Genomic DNA, 24237 nt, shown 5'->3' on the forward strand with positions numbered 1-24237 from the left:
CCGGTTGCGCCCTCACCGGGGCGCGCCCGCGCACCCCTTCCGGCCGCTCGGCCTGCGCCGAGACTCCTCCTCCGTCGACCGACTCGACCCCCGCCGCCGATGCGAACGCCCTTGCGGCGCAGGTCGAAACGACGGCGAACGCCGGCGCCGGCGCGCCCGCCACGGGCGCAGGCAGCGCACACGGCGGCCGGGGCATGCCGGCCGTGCGGCTGTCGAATGCGCGGTTGTCGTTCGGGGAGCGGACGTTGTGGCAGGGGCTGGATCTCGAGGTGGCGCCGGGGGAATTCATTGCGGTGCTGGGGCCCAATGGGTCCGGGAAGACGTCGTTGATGCGGATGCTGCTGGGGCAGCTGGGGCTGACCGCGGGAACCGCGGAGGTCGCGGGATCGCCGGTGCGGGTGGGGAATCCGGATATCGGGTATGTGCCGCAGCAGAAGACCATCGAGGGCGGGGCGCAGCTGCGCGGGGTCGATCTCGTCGGGCTCGGGGTGGACGGGCATCGGTGGGGGCTCGGGCTGCGCGGGCGCAGGGAACGCAAACGCAAAGTGGCGGCGGCGATCTCGGCCGTGGGGGCGGAGCGGTTCGCCTACGCGCCGCTGGACGCGCTCTCCGGCGGCGAACAGCAGCGGCTGCGGGTGGCGCAGGCGCTGGCCGGTGATCCCCGGGTACTGCTGTGCGACGAACCGCTGCTGTCGCTGGATCTGGCGAATCAGCGGCTGGTCTCCGAGCTCATCGACCGGCGGCGGCGCACCCACGACACCGCGGTGCTGTTCGTGACGCACGAGATCAATCCCATTCTGCCGCTGGTGGATCGGGTGCTGTACCTGGTCGACGGGCAGTTCCGGATCGGCACGCCCGACGAGGTCATGACCTCCGAGACCCTCTCCGAGCTCTACGGCACCGAGGTGGACGTGCTGCGCGTGCGCGGCCGCCTGGTGGTCGTCGGCACCGGCGACGCCATGGACGCCCTCGGCGAATCCGGTGCGGCCCACTGCCACGGCGAAAACAGGCACAGCCATGGCGAGAACAGGCACAGCGGCAGCGAGCTGGCACCGGAGGCGCGGGCATGATCGACAAACTGTCCAAGTTGTTCTCACAGATGTTCGACGTCTCCACCACCGCCCATCTGCTGTCCTACGACTTCGTGCAGCAGGCGGTGCTCGCCGCCGCCCTGCTCGGCCTGCTGGCCGGGGCCATCGGCCCGCTCATCATCAGCCGCCAGATGTCCTTCGCCGTGCACGGCACCAGCGAGCTCTCGCTGACCGGCGCGGCGGCCGCGCTGCTGGCCGGCATCGGCGTCGGCCTGGGCGCCATCATCGGTTCGGTGGTGGCGGCCGTGCTGTTCGGCGTGCTGGGTTCCCGTGCCCGCGAACGTGATTCGGTGATCGCCGTGGTGCTGTCCTTCGGCCTCGGCCTGTCGGTGCTGTTCCTGTGGCTCGGCCCGGAACGCGCGGGCTCCAAGTTCTCGCTGCTGACCGGTCAGGTGGTCAGCGTCGGGAATTCCGGGCTGGGCCTGCTGGCCACCTGCACCGCCGCCGTGCTGGTGGTGCTGGCCGCCGTCTACCGCCCGCTGCTGTTCGCCAGCGCGGATCCGGAAGTGGCGGTGGCGCGCGGTGTTCCGGTGCGGGCGCTGTCCATCGTGTTCGCCGTGCTGCTCGGCGTGACGGCGGCCTTCGGCGTCCAGATCGTCGGCGCGCTGCTGGTGCTCTCGCTGCTGATCACTCCCGCCGCCGCGGCCGCCCAGCTCACCGCCAGCCCGGCCCGGGTGGCGATCCTGTCGATCGTGTTCGCCGAGATCGCCGCCGTCGGAGGCATTCTGCTGTCGCTGGCCCCCGGCGTCCCGATCTCGACCTTCGTCACCACCATCTCGTTCACGATCTACCTGATCTGCCGGGTGGTGGGCAGCCGCACCCGCAATCGCCGCCGAGTCCTCGTCGCCGCCTGAGTTTCGGGCCGGATCCCGCGAAACCGGCTGCGACACCGCGATCTACCGCATGAGGGGCGGCAGATCGCCCCCGCACGCCCCTCCCGGACAACAACCCCTCGGTCCGGGAGGGGCGTCCGCGGATCAGCTGCCCTCGCCCGCCAGCGCGAACAGGCCGTCGGGGGTCTGCTCGATGAGACCGTCGACCAGCAGCGAATCCAGGGCCCGATCCCGCTGGCCCGGATCGCGAGTCCAGGCCAGGTCCAGGCGAACCCGCTCCACCGGACCCGACGCCCCGCGCAGGACGTCGAGCAACCGGCCCCGCGCCTGCCGGTCGGTGCCCTCGTACTTCTGCACGCGCCGCACCACCTCGGAGGCCGGGCGGCCCGCGGTGACCCAGGCGCACAGGGGAAGTGGGCAGCGCGCACAATCCGGGGTCCGCGCGGTGCAGATCAGCGCGCCCAGTTCCATCAGGGCCGCCGACATGACGGCGGCCCGGTCGACCCGCGCGGGCAGCAGTGCCTCGGTTTCCGCGAGATCGCGGTTCGCCGGATTGCCCGCCTCGGCGCGGCCGTGCACGGCGCGGGCCACCACGCGGCGAACATTGGTGTCCACCACCGGAACTCGCTGGCCGTACGCGAAACAGGCCACGGCACGGGCGGTGTAGGCCCCGATCCCGGGCAGGCTCAGCAGCACGTCCACGTCGGCCGGCACCTCGTCGCCGTGCTCCTCGGCCAGCACCCGCGCGCACTCGTGCAGCCGCAGCGCGCGCCGCGGATAGCCGAGTTTGCCCCAGGCGCGCAGGACGTCGCCCTGCGGTGCGGCGGCCATGGCGGAGGGCACCGGCCAGCGGGCCACCCACTCCCGCCAGATGGGTTCGACCCGCACCACCGGCGTCTGCTGGAGCATGATCTCGCTCATGAGGATCTGCCACGCCGTGACTCCGGGCCGTCGCCACGGCAGGTCCCGCGCGGTCTCGTGATACCAGTCGATGAGCGCGTCGCTGTCCATCTTCGCCTCCTCCCGGCCGTTTCGGAGCCGGGAAATCCCGCACGCCGCCACGCGCGATGGTATCCATTTCGGCGAGGCCGGTTTCCGCCCACCCAGCGGCTCACCGGGCGCGCGGCGATCCGGTCAGCGCGTCTTTGCCCGACCGTAACGCTGAGGACTCGCCGGTAACCAGAGGGCTATGGAAAATGGGACGCATGCCGCACAACAACCCGATCAGTGCCTGGAAAGCCCTGCGCGAAGGCAACGAGCGCTTCGTCAACGGCACGTTGCAGCACCCTAGCCAGGGCGCGGCCGACCGGGCCAAGCTCGTCGCCGGCCAGCAGCCCTCGGCAGTGCTGTTCGGCTGCGGCGACTCTCGCGTCGCCGCCGAGATCATCTTCGATCAGGGTCTCGGCGACATGTTCGTGGTCCGCACCGCCGGCCACGTCATCGACGCCTCGGTGCTGGGCTCCATCGAATACGGCGTCCAGGTGCTGTCGGTGCCGCTGATCATCGTGCTCGGCCACGACAGCTGCGGCGCGGTCCGCGCCACCATCGACGCCCTCGACCACGGCAACGTCCCCGGCGGGTTCATCCGCTCGGTCGTCGAGCGCGTCACTCCGTCCATCCTCATCGGCCGCCGCGAGGGCCTGGCATCGGTCGACGAGCTCGAGGCCCGCCACGTCGAGGAGACCGCCCGTCTGCTCATGCAGCGGTCGATGATCATCTCCCAGCGGGTGGCCACCGGCGAGTGCGCCATCGCCTGTGTCACCTACAACCTCGGCGACGGCGAGATCAAGCTGCACCGCGTCATCGGCAACATCGGCGAAGTGGTCTAGCCCGGCTCGAACCGGGGTGGCGTCGGTTCTGCCGGGGATGCGCGTTTCCCTCCCGCGGGCGGCGGAATTTACCGCCCCCGTAGGCGCTTTCACGTCCGACACGCCGACACCCTGCTCGGGATGACCCGGACGGTGCCCTTACCGTTGACACCGTGCTGGAACCGAACGGACCACTGCCACCCGAAATCTACTGGCGCCGTCGCGCGGTCGCGATCGGCGCGATGGTGCTCGGCCTCGCGCTGGTGATCTGGGTGGCCTTCGCGCTGTTGAAGGGCGGCGGCGACCACAAGACGGACGCCAAGGCCACCACCTCGAGCGCCGCGGCCACCACCAAGGCCGCGAGCAGTTCCGCGAGCGCCCCGGAGCCGACCGCGGCCAAGCCGTCCGTCGCCGCCCCGACCGTCATCCCGCCGGCCGCGCTGAGTATGTGCCCCGACCAGTCGCTCGCCGTGAAGGTGACCGTCGGGCAGCCCACCTACAAGGTCGGCGAGCCGCCGCAGTTCGGCATCGTCATCACCAATATCTCCAGCGTCGCCTGCGCACGCGACATGGGGTCGGGCCTGCAGCTGGTCCAGGTCCAGTCCCTGGACGGCCAGCGCAGGCTGTGGTCCAGCACCGACTGCTACCCGGACGGCACCCCCGACGTACACACCCTGGCCCCCGGCCAGCAGGCCGCCTTCACCGTCGCCTGGTCCGGCGCCACCTCCCAGCCCAACTGCGCGGGCGACCGGGTTCAGGTCCCGGCGGGCCCCTACACCGTTGTGGCGCAACTCGGTTCGGTCCGCAGCGCCCCCGAGCCCTTCAATCTCGTCTGAATTCAGCACACGACGGCGGAGGCCGGGATCCGATCGATCGGATCCCGGCCTCCGCCGTTTTCGAGAATTCCGTCAATTGCGAACCGAATTCCGGTCCGGATCGAATTCGATGCCGCGACCTCATTCGATTTCGGCTGTCATTCAGCCATTTCCGCCGGGGCCTGCGCACCGCGCCGTCGGCGCAACCCGGTAACGGCAAGGGCGGCACGGATATCGGCGACCTCGCGCACGGTCATACTGCGGCCGGCGCGATCCGCGCCCGGCGGCACCAGGGCCTCGGTGAAGCCCAGCCGCTCCGCCTCCGCCAGCCGGCGGGTCAGCCCGGTCACCTGGCGCACCTCGCCCGCCAGCCCCACCTCGCCCAGCACCACCAGGCCGCTGGGCAGCGCCAGATCCTGGCTGGCGCTCGCAATGGCAAGCGCGACAGCCAGATCCGCGGCGGGCTCGGTGAGCCGCATACCGCCCACGGTGGCCGCGTAGACGTCCTGCTTGCCCACGAAGACGCCCCCGCGGCTCTGCAGGACAGCCAGGACCATGGAAACGCGGTTGTAGTCCAGCCCGCTCACCGCGCGCCGGGGCGCGGGCGCCTGGGTGTCCACCGTCAGCCCCTGCACCTCACCCAGCATGGGCCGCTTGCCGTCCATGGCGACCGTCACCGCGGTCCCGGGCACCGCGTCGCCCCGATGGTGCAGGAACAGCCCCGAAGGGTCGTCCACGCAATGGATTCCGGCCTCCCGCATCTCGAAGCAGCCGACCTCGTCGGTGCTGCCGAAGCGGTTCTTGATGCCGCGCACCATGCGCAGCGCGGAGTGCTTGTCGCCCTCGAACTGCAGCACCACGTCGACCAGGTGCTCGAGCGTGCGCGGACCGGCCACCGCGCCGTCCTTGGTGACGTGCCCGACCAGCAGCACCGCGATCCCGCTCGCCTTGGCCAGCGAGGTGAGCGCCGCCGTCACCGACCGCACCTGGGTGACACCGCCGATCACCCCGTCCGCGTCGGCGGCCAGCATGGTCTGCACCGAGTCCACCACCAGCAGTGAGGGTTTCACCTGCTCCACGTGCCCCAGGATGGTCGCCAGATCCGATTCCGCGGCCAGGTACACCTTGTCGTGCACCGCGCCCGTGCGGTCCGCCCGCAGCCGCACCTGCCCCGCCGACTCCTCCGCGGTCACGTACAGCGCGATCTCGTCGCGCGCCCGCGCCCACCGGTGCGCCACCTCGAGCAACAGCGTCGACTTGCCCACCCCGGGCTCCCCCGACAGCAGCACCACCGACCCGGGAATGATCCCGCCGCCCAGCACCCGATCCAACTCTGACACCCCCGTCGACCGGGCCTGGGTCTTGTTGGAGTCGATGCTCGAGATCGGCGCGGCCGCCGTGCTGGGCAGCATCGCCCGCCGCCCCACCGCGACCGCCGACGCGGACGCCGCCATCTCCTCGATGGTCCCCCACGCGTTGCAATCCGGGCAGCGCCCAACCCATTTGGCGACCTCGTGCGAGCAGTCCGCGCACCGGTACAGCGATTTCACCTTGGCCACGCCGGGCAGCCTAGCCAGCGCCCCCGACACTGGGCCGTATTTGCCCTCCGCTTCGCTCCGGGCGGGGTTCGCGGCCCCGAGGTCTCGATTCCTCCCTCCTCCGCTCCTCCGCTTCGCTCCCCCACTCCGTCAGTCCAGAATCGAGACGGCCGCGAACCTGACGGCTGATCGCACACGACAGCGCCCGCCCCGATCTGTCGGGGCGGGCGCTGTCGGGTGCTCTAGCGGGAGCTCAGTGCTCGCCGCCCTTCTCCTGCTTCGGGGGCTCCTGGCGCGGGTTGTTCGCGCCGGCGTCGACGGGAGTGTTGACGACGACGGTGCCGCCCTCCTTGAAGACGAAGGTCAGCGGGTAGGTCAGGCCCGGGGTGACGTCCTTGGTGAGGCCGGTGACCTCGATCAGGACGGGCTTGGCGTTCGGGTCGGTGACCTTGTCGGAGGCGGCCTCGCCGGCGTTCTGCTCGTGTGCGGCGGCCGTGTCCTTGGCGGTCGGCTTGTCGGCGACGACGGTGCTGGACGGCTTGATCTCGATCTTGTCGGCGATCTTGACCTGGCCCAGGTCGGTGCTGATGCTGACCAGTTCGTCGGTCTTGCTGTCGCTGAGGTTGACGGCGCTGAAGGCCAGCACGGCCTTGCCGCCCTTGGCGTTGTTGTACTCCTCGGTCTGCGGGAGCAGGAAGCGCACGTCGCGCAGCGCGATGGAGCCGACATTGGCGGTGTTGCCGTTGACGGCGGCGACCTGGGTGGCGGTCTGCGAGACCTGACCGGCGCCGCAACCCGACAGCGCGAGCACCGCACCCGCAGCGAGTGCAGCAACTGTCACGGCACGCCGCCGCGACTTCGACGCAGTGGTGGCTTTCAGGGCAGTCACGGGGTCCTCCATGTCGACCGGGCTAACTCCACTATGGAGAGTAGTAGTCAAAGAGAGTAATGCGTCCCTCCCCCCGCTCTACACGCGGGCGGTGTCGCGTGCGCGTGGCGTCCGCGCCCGCCGCGGCGACCCGACGCGGGCACGGGCATCTCACAGAACGACCGGGCGGGATGTGTCAGGGGCCCTGACAACGATTCGGAGACGACTTCTGGAGTGATGCATTGATGTTTATAAGAGGGCGCTGGGTCGCGTATGCGAAGTACGCACTCGCATATGCACGCGAACGATGCGATGCGCTATCCCCTTATGCCACAACGGGATGCACACGATTCGCGTTCTGTCAACCCCCGCCGCCGCTCCGTTGTGGCCCTGACCTGCGCCGTTGATCGCGCCGTTACCGAGTCGCATGTTAAACTGTGAACATCGAAAGGGGCACGGGACACATGATTTTTAAGGTCGGAGACACCGTCGTTTACCCCCACCACGGAGCGGCGCTGATCGAAGCTATCGAAACCCGCACCATCAAGGGTGTACAAAAGGAGTATCTGGTCCTGAAGGTCGCACAGGGCGACCTGACCGTTCGGGTTCCCGCAGAGAACGCAGAGTATGTCGGCGTCCGCGACGTCGTCGGCCAGGAGGGCCTCGACAAGGTCTTCCAGGTACTGCGAGCTCCGCACACCGAGGAGCCGACCAACTGGTCCCGCCGCTACAAGGCCAACCTCGAGAAGCTCGCCTCCGGCGATGTGAACAAGGTGGCCGAGGTCGTCCGCGACCTGTGGCGTCGTGAGCAGGACCGCGGCCTGTCCGCTGGTGAGAAGCGGATGCTGGCCAAGGCCCGGCAGATTCTCGTCGGTGAGCTCGCGCTCGCGGAAGGTACCGACGACGTCAAGGCCGAGACCCTGCTCGACGAGGTTCTCGCAGCGGCTTCCTGACCGTGAAAACTACACCCGGTGACGGCAGTCGTGTCGTCGCTCTGGTTCCTGCCGCCGGCATGGGCGTGCGTCTCGGTGAGAACAAGCCGAAGGCGTTCGTCCACGTCGGCGGCAGTCCCATGCTCACTCGGGCGGTCCAGGGACTGATCGATTCCGGATCGGTCGACGACGTTGTGGTTATGGTGCCCGCCGAACTCGTCGCCGAGACCCGCGCCCTGCTGCCCGCTTCCGACGTGCCCGTGCAGGTCGTCGCGGGCGGGGCCGAGCGCACCGATTCGGTGCGGGCCGGTCTCGCCGCCGCGCCCGACGCCACCCTGGTACTGGTGCACGACGCCGCCCGGGCCCTGACTCCCCCGGCGCTCGTCACCCGCGTGGTGGAGGCGCTGCGCGCGGGCGCGCGGGCCGTGGTGCCCGCGGTGCCGGTGACCGACACCATCAAGTCCGTGGACGCGACCGGCGCCGTGACGGGTACCCCGGAACGATCCGGGCTGCGCGCCATCCAGACTCCGCAGGGCTTCGATGCCGCGCTGCTGCGCGCCGCCTACGCTGTGGGTACACAGGCGACAGATGACGCGGGGTTGGTGGAAATGCTCGGTGCGACCGTTCACACGGTGCTCGGCGACGCCCTGGCTTTCAAGATCACTACGCCGTTGGACCTGGTCCTCGCCAATACCCTTGCCGCGCGCCGTGATACGGCCGACGCCGCAGGTGGGCTGGACACGACACGCGAAGCGGTGATCACCCCGTGATGGATCCCATGGCGCTGCGCACCGGCATCGGCAGCGATGTGCACCCCGTCGAATCCGGCCGGCCCTGCTGGATGGCGGGCCTGCTGTTCGACGGTGACAGCGGCTGCGCGGGACATTCCGACGGTGATGTCGCGGCGCACGCCCTGTGCGACGCGCTGCTGTCGGCCGCCGGGCTGGGCGATGTGGGCGCGGTTTTCGGCACGGGCCGCCCGGAATGGGCGGGCGTGTCCGGCGCGGCCATGTTGAAAGAAGTCCGGCGGCTGCTCGACGAAGCCGGATTCACAATTGTCAATGCGGCTGTACAGGTAATTGGGAATCGCCCGAAAATCGGCCCGCGACGGGCCGAGGCGCAGCAGGTGCTGGGCGAGATTCTGGGTGCGCCGGTCTCGGTGTCCGGCACCACGACCGACGGATTGGGCCTCACCGGCCGCGGCGAGGGTGTGGCGGCGATCGCCACCGCGCTGCTGTGTTGTCGCGCCTGACGCACCCGTCATCCGCCCATTTCCCAACAGCTAGGATGCTCTGTCGTGACTCTGCGCCTTTTCGACACCGAGACGCGGACCCTGCGTGAATTCACGCCGCTGGTCCCTGGCAAAGCCTCGGTGTACCTGTGCGGCGCGACCGTTCAGGGGGAACCCCACATCGGGCACGTGCGCAGCGGCGTCGCCTTCGATGTGCTCCGACGGTGGCTGGCCGCCAATGATTTCGACGTCGCCTTCATTCGCAATGTCACCGATATCGACGACAAGATTCTGAACAAGGCCGCCGAGCACGGCCGCCCGTGGTGGGAGTGGGCCGCGACCCATGAGCGCGCCTTCGACCGCGCCTACGAGACGCTGGGCGTGCTGCCGCCGTCCGGCGAGCCGCGCGCCACCGGGCACATCACCCAGATGGTGCGGATGATGGAGCGGCTCATCGAACGCGGCCACGCCTACGCCTCCGAGGGCAATGTCTATTTCGACGTGCTGAGCTTCCCGGACTACGGAAAGTTGTCCGGGCACAAGCTCGATGACGTGCACCAGGGCGAGAGCGCGGGCCAGGGCAAGAAGGATCCGCGCGACTTCACGCTGTGGAAGGCCGCCAAGCCGGGTGAGCCCAGCTGGCCGTCGCCGTGGGGGCCGGGTCGCCCGGGCTGGCATCTGGAATGCTCCGCCATGGCCGAGTTCTATCTCGGACCGGAATTCGATATTCATTGCGGCGGAATGGATCTGGTTTTCCCGCACCACGAGAACGAAATCGCGCAGTCGCGCGCGGCCGGGGACGGATTCGCCCGCTACTGGCTGCACAACGGCTGGGTGACCATGGGCGGCGAGAAGATGTCCAAGTCGCTGGGCAATGTGCTGTCCATTCCGAACGTGCTGGAACGGGTCGGGGTGCGCGCGGTCGAACTGCGCTACTACCTGGGCAGCGTGAGCTACCGGTCCATGATCGAGTATTCCGATCAGGCGCTGACCGAGGCGGCCGCCGGATACCAGCGGCTGGAGGCCTTCGTGCTGCGGGTGGCCGAGCGCACGGGCGAGGTTCCGGTCGGGACCTGGACTCCGGCCTTCGGGGATGCGCTGAACGACGACCTCGGAGTTCCGCAGGCGCTGGCCGCGATTCACGGCGTGGTGACCGAGGGCAACAAGGCGCTCGACGCGGGTGACCTCTCGGGCGCGCGGATGCTGGCCGGGCAGGTCCGGGCCATGCTGGGCATTCTCGGTGTGGATCCGCTCGACGGGCACTGGGCCGCGCCGGCCGACAATTCCGCCGCCATCGCCGCGCTCGATGTGCTCATCGGCGCGGAACTGCAGCGGCGGCAGCAGGCGCGCGCCGACAAGGACTGGGCCACCGCCGACGCGGTCCGCGACCGGCTCTCGGCCGCGGGCGTCGAGGTCACCGACACGCCGCAGGGCGCGGAATGGTCCCTGGCCAAGGAGAAGAAGTAAGCGGTTCCGCACCGGCGGAACCCGGATAGCTCGAATACCGCGTCGGGTCGCCCGGATACCGCGTGGGCTAGCTCGCGCGGTGTGGCGGAGCGCACCGAATTCGGGGTGGCGAGCCAGCGTGGGGCACAATTCGTAGCGTCCCTCCGGCAATGCCGCGCGGCTCGTGGCCGGCCGGAGGCGCTGCTCTGGGGCAGCGCGAAAGTTCAGACAGGGGCGCAGCCGTTCGCTGCGCCGACCGGAGGCAGGTTTCCCGCATGATCGACCGTGAGCGGGTTCGTCCCGCGGCCGGGCCGAGGCGGGATACCCGCGAAATACGGAAGGCGAAGTGATGGCAGGCAATTCCCAGCGACGCGGGGCGACGCGCAAGTCCGGCACCAAGAAGGGGCAGACCGTCGGGTCGGGCGGGCAGCGCCGCCGCGGGCTCGAGGGCAAGGGCGCGACGCCCAAGGCCGAGGACCGCACCTATCACCCGGCCGCGAAGCGCGCCAAGGCGAAGGCCAAGGCGCAGGCGGCGGCCGTCACCACCCGGTCGCGCAATGCGGCCCGGCCCATCGCGGGCCGCAAGGACAACGAGGGTCCGGAGCTGGTGCTCGGCCGCAACCCCGTGGTGGAGTGCCTGCGCGCGGGTGTGCCCGCCACCGCGCTCTATGTCGCCAATGGCACCGAGAACGACGACCGGCTCAGCGAGGCGGTGAAGACGGCCGCGGAGATCGGTATCTCGATCCTGGAGGTGCCGCGCACCGACCTGGACAAGATGAGCCACAACGGCATGCATCAGGGCATGGCGCTGCAGGTGCCGCCGTACCGGTACGCCCACCCGGACGATCTGGTCGACCGGGTGCACAACTCGGGCGCCCCGGCGCTGCTGGTGGCGCTGGACAATATCTCCGATCCGCGCAATCTGGGTGCGGTCATCCGCTCGGTGGCGGCCTTCGGCGGGCAGGGTGTGGTGATCCCGCAGCGGCGCAGCGCCAGTGTCACCGCGGTGGCGTGGCGCACCAGTGCGGGTGCGGCAGCGCGGCTTCCGGTCGCGCGGGCCACGAATCTGACTCGCACGCTGAAGGATTGGGCGAACAAGGGCTACCAGATCGTCGGCCTCGACGCGGGCGGCGACACTACTCTCGACGAATTCGACGGCAGCGCACCGACTGTCATCGTGGTCGGCTCGGAGGGCAAGGGCTTGTCGCGCCTGGTGCGCGAGACCTGCGATTCGATCCTGAGCATTCCGATGGCGGGTCCGGTCGAGTCGCTCAATGCCTCGGTGGCGGCGGGCGTAGTGCTGGCCGAGGTGGCGCGGCAGCGCCGGGCCTGATTCGGTCGCTCGACCATCACTTTGCCGGGCTGGTGAGCCTCGATATCCAAGTGGCGCAAGCGAACACCGCGCGTCAGCCTGCCGCCACGGGGCTTCCGCCCGTAAACTCGGGCGGTGGTCTTCGATCAGCCGCCCCTCGGATCCCCTGTCGAGCACGAGCATGCGACGGCCGTCCTGCTGCTGGGTGTGCTCAGCGTGTTCTGTTGCGGCGCGCTGGGTCCCATCGCCTGGGCGCTCGGACGGCGCGCGCTGAACGAGATCGAGGAGGGCGGGGGCCGCTTCGGCGGCCGGGTGCAGGTCCTGGTGGGCTATGTCCTCGGCGTCATCGGGACCTGTCTGATGGTGGTCTTCGCCTGCATCTTCCTGCTGATGGTCCTCAGCGGGCGCGCCTAGCCGAACGGCCCGATCAGGCCCGGCCGAGAGGCCCGGTCAGTCCAGACCGGGCCGGCGCTCGCCACCCGTCACGGCATCCCAGGCGGGCCATTCGCCACTGACGCTGCCGGTCCACTTGGGCGGGCGGCGGTCCTTGAGGGCCGCGACGCCCTCGCCGCCGTCGGTGCTCTTGGCGACGTAGTCGTTGAGCTCGGCTTCCAAGCGGCCCACGGTTTCCGGGGCCATGGTGGGGGCCTCCCACAGCAGGCGCTTGGACAGGGCCACCGGGAGCGGGGCCGAACCGTGCGCGATGTCGTGGGCCACCTCGAGGGCGGTCGGCAGCACCTCGGCGGCGTGCAGGCAGGAATTGGCGATGCCCAGCGAGTACGCCTCGGCGCCGTCGAAGGTGCGGCCGGTGAGCAGCAGGTCGGCGGCGCGGGCGCTACCGATCAGGCGGGGCAGGGTCCAGTGCGCGAACCCGTCGGCGAGCGCGCCGCGGCGAACCTGGTTGAGCGCGTACACCGCGTCGCGGGCGACATAGCGCAGGTCGCACTGCAGCGCGATCTCCAGGCCGATACCCACCGCGTGCCCGTTCACCGCCGCGATGACCGGTTTCCGGATCCGGAACGGCGGCGGATCGATCAGGCCGTTGACCTCGCCGACCTTCAGCGACAGGTCCGCGCCCGCGCAGAACGCGGGCGGGGTCCCGGTGATGACGACCGCGCCGATGGCGTCGTCTTCGTCGCAGCGGCGCAGCGACGCACCGAGTTCCGACGCCATGGCCGGGGTCAGTGCGTTCTGCTGGGCGGGCCGATTGAGCGTGAGCACGGCGACGCCGCCGGAGACGTCCACGTGCAATTCCGAACTCATGCTGGAAGATTATGCCCTCTGTGTTTGATTTGCCCTCCGCTCCGCTCCGGGCAGGTTCGCTGGGCTGGAGGTCTCGATTCTTCCCTCCCTCCGCGCCTCCGCTGCGCTCCCCCGCTCCGCTCAGTCCAGCATCGAGACGCTCCGCGAACCTTTGGGTTTCGCCCAACGAAAGCCGGTCCGACTGCGCAGACCGGGCTTTCAGCCGCGCAGGATCTGCCGCCCGATGGCGTACTTGTGCACCTCGGTCGGGCCATCGTAGAGCCGGAAGGCGCGCATGTCGCGGAAGATCATCTCGACCACGGTCTCGTCGGAGATGCCGATGCCGCCGAGCACCTGGACGCAGCGGTCGGTGACCTTGAACAGCTCCTCGGAGACGTAGGACTTGGCGATGGAGGATTCGTGGCGGGCCTTGTGGCCCTGATCCATCAGCCAGCACGCGTGCCAGATGGTCAGGCGGCACTGGTGCAGCGCAATCTCGTTGTCCGCCAACATGAACGACACGCCCTGATGCTCGCCGATGGGCTTGCCGAAGGCGGTGCGGGTCTTGGCGTAGTCGACCGCGATGGCCTGCGCCCGCTCGGCCGCGCCCAGCCAGCGCATGCAGTGGGTGAGACGGGCCGGGGCCAGCCGCAGCTGGGCGTAGCGCAGCGCCTGGCCGGTCTCGCCGAGCACGGATTCCCTGGGCAGCACCAGGTTGTCGAAGCGCACCACCGCGTGGCCGCCGACGTAGTTGCGGTCCATGGTGTTCATGACGCGTTCGATCACGATCCCGGGCGCGTCGCCCTCGCAGAGGAACAGGGTGGGACCCTCGGGCAGGTGCGGGTTGGCGGCCACACGCGCCATGATGATCCAGGTCTTGGCACCGTCGGCGCCGGTGATCAGCCACTTGCGACCGTTGATGGTGAAGTTCTCGCCGTCGAAGGTGGCCTCGGTGGCGAGCTGGTTGGGGTCGGAGCCGGCGCCGCCCGGCTCGGTCATGGCGAAGACGCTGCGCTGGTGGCCGTCGATCACCGGCTGCAGGAAGCGTTGCGTCTGGTCCGGATTCGCGATCTTGGAGAGCAGGAACATATTGCCCTCGTCGGGCGCGGCGCAGTTCATGGCGACGGGGCCGAGGGTGGACCAGCCGGCCGCCTCGTACAACACGGCCTGCTCGAGGTGGGTCAGGCCGCGCCCGCCCAGCTCGACCGGGGCCTGGATGGTGAGCAGCTTCTCGGCGCGGGCCAGCTCGACCAGTTCCTGCCGCAGCTCGTCGTCGGGGCCGTGTGTGGTCAGGCGCGGATCACGCTCGAAGGGCACGATCTTGTCGATGACGAACCGGCGAACCCGATCACGTTCGGCAGCAAGGTCGGCGGGAATCGAGAAGTCGATCATCGTTTGTCACCATCCGTCAGGAGTCGCGGTCGAGCCGAGCATACGACGACCACCCCACCCGACTGAAGGCACCCGCCATCAAACGAGGACGCGGCGCAGGAAATCCTCGACTTCGGCCCGGTAGGCGCCGGGTTGATCGTCGTGAACGAGGTGGCCGGCGTCGGGGATGACGACGTGGCGGGCATCCGGGTGGAGCTCGGCCATCTCGCGCATCTGCCCCGGCGGAGTGATGGTGTGCTCGCCCTCGATCAGCAGGGCCGGGACGGTGACGGATTTCCACTGCGCCCAGAAATCGCGCGTACCCCATTCCTCCGAGATGTCACGGAAGGTCGGGACCTCACCGTGCAGGCGGTAGCCGTCGGGGCCCGGCCGGAACGAGTCGAGGAAATAGCGTCCCGCGACCGGGCCGAAGAATTCCAGCACGGCTCGCTCGTCCGGAAACGGTTGCGGCCAAGCCGAAATCACGGCCGCCCAATTCTCCGCGGTACGGCCCTGGAAGTCCGGCGCCATATCCTCGACCACCAGTGCGCGCACCCGCTCCGGATACGCCGCGGTGAACATCCATCCGTGCAGTCCGCCCATCGAATGCCCGATCACCACCATGGGTTCGGTGATGTCCGAGGTCGCCGCGGCCAGATCGGCCACGAACGCCTCGGTGGTGAGCTCGGCGGGCGCGGGGCGTCCGTGCCCGGCGGCATCGAACGTGTATACGTGCCCGAATTCGCGCAGCCAGGGCAGCTGGGCCCGCCAGGTCCGGGCGCTGCCCATCAATCCGTGCAGCAGCAGGATCGGCGCACCCGCGCCGCCTTCGTCGTACAACATCGCCCCGACCATGTGTTCCGAGTTGGTTATTGCCTCGAACGATACGTCGCGGGCGCGGAGTACATTCGCACCCATGGCAGTCGTCAAGATCAACGCAATCGAGGTTCCCGAGGGCGCGGGCCCCGAACTGGAGAAGCGCTTCGCGCACCGTGCGCACGCGGTGGAGAACTCGCCGGGTTTCCTGGGTTTCCAGCTGCTCCGCCCGGTCTCCGGTGACAACCGGTATTTCGTTGTCACGCAGTGGGATTCGGAGGAGTCCTTCGCGGCGTGGCGGGACGGCCCGGCGCGCGAGGCGCACGCGGGCGAGGCACGCAAGCCGGTCTCCACCGGCGCGTCGCTGCTGGAGTTCGAGGTCGTCCTCGATGTACCGGCCAAGAACGCCTGATCAACGCCATCGTCCACAACCCCGGCCCGCGGTGGTTCCCGGCTGACGACAGCGTCAGCCGGGAACTCGCGATTCACGCCTCGAAGGTGGCATCCAGCTCGATGGTCTCGACGCCGGCCAGCGCCTTGGACACCGGGCAGCCCGCCTTGGCGGCCTCGGCGGCGGCCAGGAAGCCCGCCTCGTCGATGCCCGACGCCTTGCCGGCCACCGTCAGCTTGATCTTGGAGATGCGGAAGCCGCCGGCCGGGTCCGGGCCCAGGGTCACGTCGGCGGTGATGTCCAGGCCCTGCACGGTGCCGCCGGCATTGCCGATCTGAGCCGACAGCGCCATCGCGTAGCAGGAGGAGTGCGCGGCCGCGATGAGCTCTTCGGGGCTGGTGGTGCCGTCGGCCTCGTCGGCAGTGCGCTTCGGGAACGAGACGTCGTACTTGCCGACGCCCGAGCTGACCAGCTCGACCTGACCGGAACCGTCCTGCAGGCCGCCGGACCAGGCGGTACGCGCGCTACGTGTAGGCATCACTGTCCTTTCGTGAGAGGGGGAACTCAACTCCCGAGGCTCTCAGGGACTACGCCCCCGAACCCCCGGGAAATCGGTACGGGTCGAACCTACTCCGCTCGAAAGCGGGGCGGGCTCACGATCATTCGGTGTTCATCCCTCAGACGGCCACGGCCGTGCGGTGGTCCCAGTCCTCGAGCACCCGCGGCCACGACTTCTCGTGCCGGTCCCGGGTCACGTCGTTCGGGAAGCCGGCGTGGGTGAGGAGTAGGGCGGTGCCCGCGCCGTGCGCCGAAAGTTCCAGGGTGAGCACGGTTTCCGTGCCCTCGGTCCTGCCGGTGACCCAGGTCAGCTCGACCAGGCGGTCGGGTTCCAGCCGCAGGAATCGGCCGTAGTGCGGGTGGCCGCCGCCCGCGGTGAAGAAGAACGGCTGGTTCACCACCGGGCGCATGAGGATCGAACCCGGGTCGGCGAACCAGAGTCCGAACTGCTGGGTGCACTGGTGGTAGAGCTCGGCGGGCGAGGCCGCCATGATGCGTTCCGCGACCAGGAAGAACGGTCGCGCGGCGAGGTCGGGTGGCCGCAGGGGCGCAACGTCCATGGGCCGCGACGATACCGCCCCGGCCCGTGCTCACCCGGGATTGGTGACCCGAGCCAGCACGATGCCGCCGATGATCATGGACAGCGCCAGCACCCGGCCCGCGCTCACCGGGTCTTTCTGCACCACGATGCCCAGCCCGATCGCGCCCACCGCGCCGATGCCGGTGAAGATGGCGTACGCGGTGCCCACCGGCAGCGACTGCATGGCATGGGACAGCAGGTACACCGCGACCGCCGCGAGCACGAAGCACAGCAGGGTGGGCAGCGGCTTGGTGAAATTCTGGGTCGGCTTGATGGATTGCGACCACGCGATCTCGACCACGCCGGCCAAACCCAGGACGAGCCAGTTCATTTCAGTACTCCTTTCCCAGGGTGCGAGCGGTGGCGAGCGCGGCGGCATAGCAGGCGTCGTGCTCGTCGCGCAGGTGGGCCAGCGCCGGATCCTGGCGCGAGTTCACCAGTTCGGCATGGACGAAAACCGTGTCGTCGACGGCGAAGTGGCCTGCGAAGAAGTCGCGGAGGTAGCGCTCCTGATAGTCGTAGATCGCCTTCGGCGCGCCCGGCGAGTACGCGCCGCCACGCGCGGTGACGACCACGAATCGGGTGGGGGCCAGCGACATTCGCGGAAAGGTGATCTGATCCAGCCACGCCTTGAGGCTCGCCGGGATCGAGTAGTTGTACATCGGCGTGCCGATCAGCACGACATCGGCGGCGCGGATCTCGGCCAGCAGTGGCGCGACGATCTCCCAGGCCCGCTGCTGCGCAGGAGAATCCACCAATTCGGCCAGACGGTCGAGATCGGTGCGACCGTGGGCCAGTACCCGGTCGCACAGTTCGGTCCAGCCCTCGCCGATGAACGGGATCGGCTCGGCGGCCAGGTCGCGGTGAACGTAGGCGCCGCCGGGGTATTCGGCGCGCCAGGCGGTGGCGAAAGCGGCGCTCAGCTCACGGCTGACCGAGGTGCGGCGGGCGCTGGCGTCGAGGTGCAGCAGGGCGGTCATGGTCGAAGCTCCCATCAACTGGACGTTGTGTCCGTTTACCCTTTCGAACAGTAGGCCACAACCGGACAGATTGTCCACTTATTCCCGGAGGGCTACAGTGAGCTGCATGAACACCCCCGGCCTGCCACTGCTCAACGACCGGTCCGCGCCCGCCGAGCGCGCCGACGCCGCCCGCAATCGGGCCAAGGTGCTGGCCGCAGCCGCGGAACTGTTCGCCGGGAGTGACCCGCGCACCGTCACCATGGACGACATCGCCAAGGCGGCCGGGGTCGGGCGGGGGACGCTGTACCGGCGCTATCCGGACGTGGGATCCATCGCCGTCGCCCTGCTCGACGAGCACGAGCGGGCACTCCAGGAGCAGCTGCTGCGCGGCGAGCCACCCCTGGGACCGGGCGCGCCGCCCGCCGAACGACTGGCCGCGTTCTACGCCGCCATGGTCGAATTGCTGGACGCCCACGCCCATCTGGTGCTCGGCGCGGAGACCGGCGGTGCGCGTTTCCGCACCGGGGCCTATCAGTTCTGGGCGGTGCACGTACGCGCCCTGGTCACCGAAGCCGGTGTGGCCGAGCCAGATTCACTCGTGGACCCGCTGCTCGCACCGCTCGCCGCCGAGGTGTACCGGCATCAGCGCGAACGCGGGCTCGGGTCCGGGCAGATCGCCGCGGGCCTGGCGAAACTCGCACACGGCGTGCTGGGACCGGCGGGCTGACCCGGCGACACGACCGCTCACCGGGCGGGTGAACGGCCGCATCGCGCGGTATTCGCCTGTCTCACACCATGTCACGGCGTCGAATCAGCCAGATCGTTCCGGCCGCGAAGACGACGACGTACGCGGCTAGCACCAGCAGGGACGCGCCGCGGCCGAGGACGTCCAGGACACCGGGGGTGGCCGGGCCGCCCACCGTGCGCAGGGAACCCGCCAGGGAGCCGGCGGCCGTGCCGGGCAAGTGGTCGGTGACGGCCCGGATGGGCGCGAAGATCGCCGCGACGCCGCCCAACAGGTTCTCCACCACCAGCACCCACACCAGCCCCAGACCCACCGCCAGCGCGGGACCCCGGGCGACCGCCCCGATCAGCGCGCCCGCCAGCGTCCACATGCCCAGAATGGCGGCGCCGGAACCGATTCCGAGCAGCATCCGGCCCGCCGAGGGCAGCGCCAGGGACCGACCCTGGGAGCCGGCGATGAGCGCGGCCACGCCGGTGTCGATCACGAAGGCGGCCAGCACCAGCGCGACCACCGTCACCGCCAGGCTCAGCACCACCGCGCCGATCACCTGCACCCGCGAAGGCCCCTGTGTGAGTGCGGTTTTCCAACTGCCCCAGCCGTAGCCACTGCCCACCGCGAGCGCGCCCAGCACCAGCATGAGCGCCCCGCCGAACATGGCCATGCCCTGCGTGAACACCTCCGGCACGGCCGCGGGCAGCATCTGCTGCAGGAGCAGCTCACGCGGCAAGCCGTTGGACATGCGGGTGGTGCTGCCGGTGGTGTAGGCCAGGTAGTTGAACAGGTAGGCGAAGGTGAGATTCAACAGGATCCAGGTGCCGAGCACGATCCAGAAGGCGGGCCACCTGCGCAGCCGCAGCAGTTCGGCCCGGGTGCTGGCCAGTAGGTCGGTCATTTCGCCGTCTCCGTCATCTCGAAAAAGACTTCTTCCAAGGACTTTTCGTCGGCGCGCAGCTCGAGCAGCTCCGCGCCCGCCTCGATGACCGCGCGCGCCACCTCGGGTGCGTTCGCGGCTCCGGCCTCGACACGAATACCGTTGGCGGTCACCAGCGCCGACCGCTCCCCCACCACTGCGCGCACCGCCGGGAAGGCGACCTCCAGTGGCTCCGCGCGCACCAGAAGCGCGGCCGTGCCGCGCAATTCGCGCACCGTCGACTCGACCTGCAGTCGCCCGGCGGAGATGACGCCGACGCGATCACAGATCTCCTGCACCTCGCTGAGCAGGTGGCTGGACAGCACCACGGTGTGCCCGTCGGCGGCGAGTCCGGTGATGAGCTCGCGCATCTCGGCCATGCCCGCCGGATCCAGGCCATTGGTGGGTTCGTCGAGTATCAGCAGGTCGGGGCGGCCGAGCAGGGCGGCCGCGACACCGAGGCGCTGCTTCATGCCGAGCGAATAGGTGCGGAACCGGTCCTTGCCGCGGGCGCTGAGGGCCACCCGGTCCAGGGCGTCGGCGACCGCGTCGTCGCCGACACCCCGGTAACGGGCCAGGACGCGCAGGTTGTCCCGGCCCGACAGGTAGGGGTAGAAGCCGGGGCTCTCGATGAGAACGCCGGTGCGGCGCAAGGTTTCCGGCTCGCCGGGCTGCCGCCCGAGCACGGTCGCGCCGCCGGACGACGGACGGATGAGACCGACCAGCATGCGCAGCGTGGTGGTCTTGCCCGCGCCATTGGGACCCAGGAAACCGTAGATCTCACCGCGGCGGACGCTCATGCTCACGGCGTCCACGGCGGTGTGGGAGCCGTAGCGCTTGGTCAGCCGATCGGTGACGACGACCGCGGTCGGTGCGTCAGGCCCGGAGGAGGCAGCCTGCGTAACCATGGAGGGCCCGCGGCGGCCGCCATCGGATACTGCTTCGTTCATGGGCACAACGATTCGCCGCGACGCACGGGAAAAAATCCGTCGCAACGCGCGATCCGGCGTACGTATCTGGACGTATTTGGCCGCGACACAGTGCCGCTGCCCGCAGACGGCGCTACGGTGCTGCTATGGACACACGCGGGGGAAGGCTCGGGCGACGCGACGTGCTCCCGGCGCTGGCGGTGGGGGCGATACAACTCGGCTTCGGGACCTTGGCCAATCATCACCAGACGGTGGTGCGCCAGCTCGATATGTACGGATATGCGCTGCTCATCGCCGGTCCGGCACTGCTGGTACTACGTCGGCGCCGCCCGCTGGAAGTGTTCTACGCGACGCTGGCCGTGGCGGTCGCGTACCTACTGCTCGGTTACGGCTACGGGCCGATCTTCGTCTCGCTCATCGTCGCCTTCCTGACCGCCGCCGTCCTCGGATCCCGTTGGTACACCTATCCGTTCGTGGCCGCGGGCTACCTGCTCATGGTATGGCCGATGCCCGGCTGGCGCGGGTACCACACCGGCGCCTGGCAGGAATTCGGTTTGCTCGCCTGGCTTTTCGTGCTCGCGGCGGCGGCAGAGGGCATCCGGCAGCGGCGCGCCGCCGTCATCGCGCGCCGGCAGCGCGGCGAGGCGGCCCGCCGCGAGGAACAGGCCGAGCGCGAACGCGAACAGGCCCAGCGCGCACTGGAATCGGCCGAGCGGGAACAGCGGGTCACCGAGGAGCGCCTGGCCATCGCGCGCGAACTGCACGACGTGCTCGCGCACAGCCTCTCCCTGATCAATGTGCAGTCCTCGGTCGCGCTGGAACTGCTCGACCGCAAGCCCGAACAGGCCGCCACCGCGCTGGCCGCCATCAAATCGGCCAGCAAGGACGCGCTCGGTGAGGTGAACGCGCTGCTGCGCTCGATTCGCGGCGGCACCGCCACCGTGACCGCGCCGACCGCACCCACCATCGGCATCACCGACCTCGACAAGCTCACCGGACCGGCCCGCGCCGCCGGGCTGGAAGTGCACACCATGGTGACCGGTGGGCCGCGCCGGCTGCCCGCCGTGGTCGACGTGGCCGCAGCGCGGATCGTGCAGGAGTCGCTCACCAATGTGGTGCGGCACGCGCCCGGCGCGAGCGTGCTCGTCACCGTGCACTACGCCGCCGAGCGGCTGCAGCTCACCATCGACAACACCCGGCCCACCCGCCAGCCCGCGCCGCAGTCGCCGACAGGCGGCCACGGCATCACCGGCATGACCGAACGCGCCCACGCCCTGGGCGGGCAACTGTCCGCAGAACCGAAGGCCGACGGCGGATTTCGGGTGAAGGCCCGGCTGCCCACCCACCTCGTGCGGAACGAACCGATTGCGTGAGCACGGAATTGGAGGACGCGTCGTGCCCATCCGGGTGGTGATCGCCGATGATCAGGCGCTGGTGCGAGCGGGCTTCGTGGCGCTGCTCGGCGCGCAGGAGGACATCGAGGTGGTGGGCGAGGCCGACAATGGCGCCCAGGCCCTCGACCTAGCCCGCGAACTCGTGCCCGATGTCGTACTCATGGACATTCGCATGCCGGTGCTGGACGGCCTCGCCGCCACCCGCGCCATCGCCGCCGATCCGGTCCTCGCCGCGGTGCGGGTCGTCGTCCTGACCACCTTCGAACTCGACGAATACGTCTTCGAGGCCATGCGTTCCGGCGCCACCGGCTTCCTCGTCAAACACACCGAACCCGCCGACCTGGTCAAGGCCGTGCGCGTGGTCGCGGGCGGTGACGCGCTGCTCTCCCCCAGCATCACCCGGCGCCTGGTCGCCGAATTCGCCGCGCACGCCAAACCCGCACCCGCGGCCGAATTCTCGGCGCTCACCGACCGCGAACGCGAGGTCATGACCCTGGTCGCCGAGGGCCTCACCAATGCCGAGATCGCCGACCGGCTCTACATGAGCCCCGCCACCGCCCGCACCCACGTCAGCCGGATCCTGGTGAAGCTGGGTGCGCGTGACCGCACCCAGCTGGTCGTCATGGCCTACGAATCCGGTCTGGTCAGGCCGGGCTGGCAGTAGCGCCGAACTCGGCGGCCGCCGGAATCACCTCGCGGCCGAGCACTTCCAGCGCCGTGACGTCGTCGACACCCGCCACCCGGCCGATGACGAGGTCGATCCCCATGTCCGCCAGCCACTTCAGCTGCCCCAGCACCTGGCCGACGCCCCCTCCGCCCGGGCCGGGATCGAAGGCGAAGGCACAGCTCTTGCGGATCTCGCGCGGATCGCGGCCGATCTCCACGCACATCCGGTCCAGCAGCGCGATCTTGGCGGGCAGGTCCGGGCCCGGGCGCAGGCTCGCCACATCCGCGTAGCGCGCCACCAGCGGCAGCGTGCGGCGCTCGCCGTCCCCGCCGATGAGTATCGGCGGATGCGGCCGATACGCGCCCTGCGGCGAATTCCGCACGGCCTGCGGCGCGTTCAGCGGACGCTCCACCCGAAAGTGCTTGCCGAGCACGGGTTCCGAGGCGCCCCGCGCATCGGTCCACATGGCCAGGCAGATCCGCAGCGCCTCGTCCAGCATCTCGTAGCGCTCGCGCAGCGGCGGGAACGGCAGGCCGTAGCCCTCCACATCACCCGTGGAGGTCCCCGCACCGATCCCCAGCCAGGCCCGGCCGCCGGACAGCACATCCAGGGTGGTGACCAGCTTCCCGAGCATGGCCGGATGCCGGTAGTGCACCCCCGACACCAGTGCGGTCAGCTGCACCCGCGACGTGTGGGCCGCGATGAACGACAGCGTCGAATACGCCTCCAGCACATTCTGTTCCACACGCCCCAGCCACGGGCTCTGCCAGAGATGGTCACCCACCGCGATGACCGAGAACCCACCGTCCTCGGCCGTGCGGACCACCTCCGCCAGCCGCGATCCGATCCGTTCCGAAGGGGTGTCCAGGGCGAAGTTCGTCAGATGCAATCCGAGTTCCATGACTCCACCCTCCGCCCGGCGGCGGCGCGAAACATCCGTCCGCAGACCACATCCCGGCTACGCCTCGGCGCGTAGTCAGTGCGCGGCCCCGAGCGCCAGCCCGCGCCGGATGGCCCGTTCCACCGGCGAATACGCGCCGTCCGGGCGGTCCAGTACGCACGGCTCGCGCAGCAGCAGCGGCGGCTGGGCCATGAACTTCGGGCGGCCGACGCGATTGGGCTGGGCGGCGTGCACCAGGAAGGGATGGCAGAGGTAGACGTCGCCGGCCCGGCCGGTCGCGACGGCCTCGGGGAGATCGGCCGTGGCGGTGTAGAACTCGTGGAGGTCGAACATGGTGGTGCCCGCCTCGCCGAGCGGCTCCAGTACCGGCGCCAGCCGCAGGTGCGAGCCGACCCGGATACGCGTCGGGGCGTCATCGACGCCGACATCGGAGAACAGGAACAACATCAGCAGGGCGCGGCCCTTGGAGTGGATGTTCACGCGCCAGCTCAGGTAGTCGTCGCGGGCGGCATCGCCGGGAAAACTCACATCGACGTGCCAGCCGTCGTCGCCCGGCGGCTCCGGGCTGGGGAATCGAATCGGCCAGCTGCCCAGGGTTTTCCGGGGGAACCAGCGGCCGGGACCGACCAGTTGATCGAAGGCGGCGAGCAGCGGCGGCGCGGTGACCGCCCGCGCGAAGGGCTCCTGGGCGTGGTCCCACAGCCGGATGACCGGCTGGGTCCAGGTCGACGGATCCTCCGGGTCGCAACCGGTTGCGCGCCAGAGGATCTCGCGGCCCGCGGCGGCCGTCTCGGCGGAGAAGGCTCCCTCGACCTTCACGAATCCCTCGGTGATGAAGTCCTCGATCTGTGTCTCGGAGAGCATGCTGCCGCCCTTTCCGCGCCCGGTCCCTCCGGA

At 69.9% G+C, this 24237-nt stretch carries 28 protein-coding genes; 14 read left to right on the forward strand and 14 right to left on the reverse strand.

Annotated features, from left to right (window positions below; translation table 11 throughout):
- The first annotated feature begins 194 nt into the window (after positions 1-194).
- Both ABZV44_RS03425 and ABZV44_RS03430 read left to right on the forward strand, forming a co-directional pair.
- On the forward strand, positions 195-1070 hold the full coding sequence (locus ABZV44_RS03425; RefSeq protein ID WP_354831669.1) for an ATP-binding cassette domain-containing protein: 876 nt from the start codon (positions 195-197) through the stop codon (positions 1068-1070).
- Positions 1067-1945 carry a metal ABC transporter permease gene (locus ABZV44_RS03430; RefSeq protein ID WP_354831350.1) on the forward strand — a complete coding sequence of 293 codons (879 nt, stop codon included), beginning with the start codon at positions 1067-1069 and terminating at the stop codon, positions 1943-1945. Before ABZV44_RS03425 ends, ABZV44_RS03430 begins: the two co-directional genes overlap by 4 nt.
- Positions 1946-2068: 123 nt before the next feature.
- On the opposite strand, the gene ABZV44_RS03435 is transcribed toward ABZV44_RS03430, so the two are convergent.
- Positions 2069-2935, reverse strand: coding sequence for an A/G-specific adenine glycosylase (locus tag ABZV44_RS03435; protein WP_354831352.1), 867 nt, complete (start codon positions 2933-2935; stop codon positions 2069-2071).
- A gap of 194 nt (positions 2936-3129) precedes the next feature.
- Between ABZV44_RS03435 and ABZV44_RS03440 the strand changes: the two genes are divergently transcribed.
- Together ABZV44_RS03440 and ABZV44_RS03445 are read left to right on the forward strand one after the other, a co-directional pair.
- Positions 3130-3753, forward strand: a complete 624-nt coding sequence (locus ABZV44_RS03440; RefSeq protein ID WP_354831355.1) for a carbonic anhydrase — start codon at positions 3130-3132, stop codon at positions 3751-3753.
- Positions 3754-3905: 152 nt separating this feature from the next.
- The gene (locus ABZV44_RS03445) at positions 3906-4568 is read left to right on the forward strand and encodes a hypothetical protein (RefSeq protein ID WP_354831357.1); all 663 of its coding nucleotides are present in this window, start codon (positions 3906-3908) and stop codon (positions 4566-4568) included.
- 137 nt (positions 4569-4705) lie between these two features.
- Here ABZV44_RS03445 and radA read toward each other — a convergent pair whose 3' ends face one another.
- Both radA and ABZV44_RS03455 read right to left on the reverse strand, forming a co-directional pair.
- Positions 4706-6106, reverse strand: a complete 1401-nt coding sequence (gene radA, locus ABZV44_RS03450; RefSeq protein WP_354831359.1) for a DNA repair protein RadA — start codon at positions 6104-6106, stop codon at positions 4706-4708.
- 232 nt (positions 6107-6338) lie between these two features.
- Positions 6339-6974 (reverse strand): hypothetical protein, encoded by a 636-nt coding sequence (locus tag ABZV44_RS03455; RefSeq protein ID WP_354831362.1) that lies wholly within the window; start codon positions 6972-6974, stop codon positions 6339-6341.
- Positions 6975-7417: 443 nt separating this feature from the next.
- Between ABZV44_RS03455 and carD the strand changes: the two genes are divergently transcribed.
- The 6 genes from carD to ABZV44_RS03485 all read left to right on the forward strand — a co-directional run bounded on the left by carD (position 7418) and on the right by ABZV44_RS03485 (position 12288).
- Positions 7418-7906, forward strand: a complete 489-nt coding sequence (carD, locus tag ABZV44_RS03460; protein ID WP_025346809.1) for an RNA polymerase-binding transcription factor CarD — start codon at positions 7418-7420, stop codon at positions 7904-7906.
- Positions 7907-7908: 2 nt separating this feature from the next.
- Positions 7909-8655 carry a 2-C-methyl-D-erythritol 4-phosphate cytidylyltransferase gene (ispD, locus tag ABZV44_RS03465; protein ID WP_354831365.1) on the forward strand — a complete coding sequence of 249 codons (747 nt, stop codon included), beginning with the start codon at positions 7909-7911 and terminating at the stop codon, positions 8653-8655.
- A gap of 14 nt (positions 8656-8669) precedes the next feature.
- Positions 8670-9137, forward strand: a complete 468-nt coding sequence (ispF, locus tag ABZV44_RS03470; RefSeq protein WP_354831671.1) for a 2-C-methyl-D-erythritol 2,4-cyclodiphosphate synthase — start codon at positions 8670-8672, stop codon at positions 9135-9137.
- A gap of 45 nt (positions 9138-9182) precedes the next feature.
- Positions 9183-10583 carry a cysteine--tRNA ligase gene (gene cysS / locus ABZV44_RS03475; protein WP_354831368.1) on the forward strand — a complete coding sequence of 467 codons (1401 nt, stop codon included), beginning with the start codon at positions 9183-9185 and terminating at the stop codon, positions 10581-10583.
- A 328-nt stretch (positions 10584-10911) separates the two neighbouring features.
- A complete protein-coding gene (rlmB, locus tag ABZV44_RS03480; RefSeq protein WP_354831370.1) occupies positions 10912-11895 on the forward strand; it encodes a 23S rRNA (guanosine(2251)-2'-O)-methyltransferase RlmB in 984 nt (327 codons plus the stop codon).
- A gap of 114 nt (positions 11896-12009) precedes the next feature.
- A complete protein-coding gene (locus tag ABZV44_RS03485; protein WP_354831373.1) occupies positions 12010-12288 on the forward strand; it encodes a DUF4190 domain-containing protein in 279 nt (92 codons plus the stop codon).
- 36 nt (positions 12289-12324) lie between these two features.
- Here the strand turns inward: ABZV44_RS03485 and ABZV44_RS03490 are convergent, their stop codons facing one another.
- The 3 genes from ABZV44_RS03490 to ABZV44_RS03500 form a co-directional block, all read right to left on the reverse strand.
- Positions 12325-13137 carry an enoyl-CoA hydratase/isomerase family protein gene (locus ABZV44_RS03490; RefSeq protein ID WP_354831375.1) on the reverse strand — a complete coding sequence of 271 codons (813 nt, stop codon included), beginning with the start codon at positions 13135-13137 and terminating at the stop codon, positions 12325-12327.
- 198 nt (positions 13138-13335) lie between these two features.
- Positions 13336-14508 carry an acyl-CoA dehydrogenase family protein gene (locus ABZV44_RS03495; RefSeq protein WP_354831378.1) on the reverse strand — a complete coding sequence of 391 codons (1173 nt, stop codon included), beginning with the start codon at positions 14506-14508 and terminating at the stop codon, positions 13336-13338.
- Between the two features lie 78 nt (positions 14509-14586).
- The gene (locus tag ABZV44_RS03500) at positions 14587-15330 is read right to left on the reverse strand and encodes an alpha/beta hydrolase (protein WP_354831380.1); all 744 of its coding nucleotides are present in this window, start codon (positions 15328-15330) and stop codon (positions 14587-14589) included.
- Positions 15331-15403: 73 nt separating this feature from the next.
- Here ABZV44_RS03500 and mhuD point away from each other — a divergent pair, with 73 nt between their 5' ends.
- Entirely contained in the window at positions 15404-15715 is a 312-nt protein-coding gene (mhuD, locus tag ABZV44_RS03505) for a mycobilin-forming heme oxygenase MhuD (protein WP_354831383.1), read from the forward strand.
- 73 nt (positions 15716-15788) lie between these two features.
- Here the strand turns inward: mhuD and ABZV44_RS03510 are convergent, their stop codons facing one another.
- The 4 genes from ABZV44_RS03510 to ABZV44_RS03525 all read right to left on the reverse strand — a co-directional run bounded on the left by ABZV44_RS03510 (position 15789) and on the right by ABZV44_RS03525 (position 17827).
- Positions 15789-16232 (reverse strand): OsmC family peroxiredoxin, encoded by a 444-nt coding sequence (locus ABZV44_RS03510; RefSeq protein WP_354831385.1) that lies wholly within the window; start codon positions 16230-16232, stop codon positions 15789-15791.
- Positions 16233-16371: 139 nt separating this feature from the next.
- Positions 16372-16812 (reverse strand): SRPBCC domain-containing protein, encoded by a 441-nt coding sequence (locus ABZV44_RS03515; RefSeq protein ID WP_354831386.1) that lies wholly within the window; start codon positions 16810-16812, stop codon positions 16372-16374.
- A gap of 30 nt (positions 16813-16842) precedes the next feature.
- On the reverse strand, positions 16843-17163 hold the full coding sequence (locus ABZV44_RS03520) for a multidrug efflux SMR transporter (protein WP_354831388.1): 321 nt from the start codon (positions 17161-17163) through the stop codon (positions 16843-16845).
- A 1-nt stretch (position 17164) separates the two neighbouring features.
- The gene (locus tag ABZV44_RS03525; RefSeq protein ID WP_354831391.1) at positions 17165-17827 is read right to left on the reverse strand and encodes an NAD(P)H-dependent oxidoreductase; all 663 of its coding nucleotides are present in this window, start codon (positions 17825-17827) and stop codon (positions 17165-17167) included.
- Between the two features lie 91 nt (positions 17828-17918).
- Here ABZV44_RS03525 and ABZV44_RS03530 point away from each other — a divergent pair, with 91 nt between their 5' ends.
- Positions 17919-18521: a helix-turn-helix domain-containing protein gene (locus ABZV44_RS03530; RefSeq protein ID WP_354831394.1), complete on the forward strand. Its 603-nt coding sequence runs from the start codon at positions 17919-17921 to the stop codon at positions 18519-18521.
- Positions 18522-18582: 61 nt separating this feature from the next.
- Here the strand turns inward: ABZV44_RS03530 and ABZV44_RS03535 are convergent, their stop codons facing one another.
- Together ABZV44_RS03535 and ABZV44_RS03540 are read right to left on the reverse strand one after the other, a co-directional pair.
- The gene (locus tag ABZV44_RS03535; RefSeq protein WP_354831396.1) at positions 18583-19431 is read right to left on the reverse strand and encodes an ABC transporter permease; all 849 of its coding nucleotides are present in this window, start codon (positions 19429-19431) and stop codon (positions 18583-18585) included.
- Complete coding sequence (locus ABZV44_RS03540; protein WP_354831674.1) at positions 19428-20357, reverse strand: ABC transporter ATP-binding protein; 930 nt, start codon at positions 20355-20357, stop codon at positions 19428-19430. The genes ABZV44_RS03535 and ABZV44_RS03540 overlap by 4 nt, the downstream gene beginning before the upstream one ends.
- A 167-nt stretch (positions 20358-20524) precedes the next feature.
- Here ABZV44_RS03540 and ABZV44_RS03545 point away from each other — a divergent pair, with 167 nt between their 5' ends.
- Together ABZV44_RS03545 and ABZV44_RS03550 are read left to right on the forward strand one after the other, a co-directional pair.
- The gene (locus ABZV44_RS03545; protein WP_354831399.1) at positions 20525-21751 is read left to right on the forward strand and encodes a histidine kinase; all 1227 of its coding nucleotides are present in this window, start codon (positions 20525-20527) and stop codon (positions 21749-21751) included.
- Positions 21752-21773: 22 nt separating this feature from the next.
- Positions 21774-22436 carry a response regulator transcription factor gene (locus ABZV44_RS03550; protein WP_354831402.1) on the forward strand — a complete coding sequence of 221 codons (663 nt, stop codon included), beginning with the start codon at positions 21774-21776 and terminating at the stop codon, positions 22434-22436.
- On the opposite strand, the gene ABZV44_RS03555 is transcribed toward ABZV44_RS03550, so the two are convergent.
- Positions 22417-23340: an LLM class flavin-dependent oxidoreductase gene (locus tag ABZV44_RS03555; RefSeq protein WP_354831404.1), complete on the reverse strand. Its 924-nt coding sequence runs from the start codon at positions 23338-23340 to the stop codon at positions 22417-22419. The two genes, ABZV44_RS03550 and ABZV44_RS03555, sit on opposite strands and share 20 nt — an antisense overlap.
- 75 nt (positions 23341-23415) lie before the next feature.
- Positions 23416-24204: a phytanoyl-CoA dioxygenase family protein gene (locus ABZV44_RS03560; protein ID WP_354831407.1), complete on the reverse strand. Its 789-nt coding sequence runs from the start codon at positions 24202-24204 to the stop codon at positions 23416-23418.
- Positions 24205-24237 lie beyond the last annotated feature (33 nt).

It is taken from the genome of Nocardia sp. NPDC004860 (assembly GCF_040609015.1).
In the GTDB taxonomy this organism is placed as follows: Bacteria; Actinomycetota; Actinomycetes; order Mycobacteriales; family Mycobacteriaceae; genus Nocardia.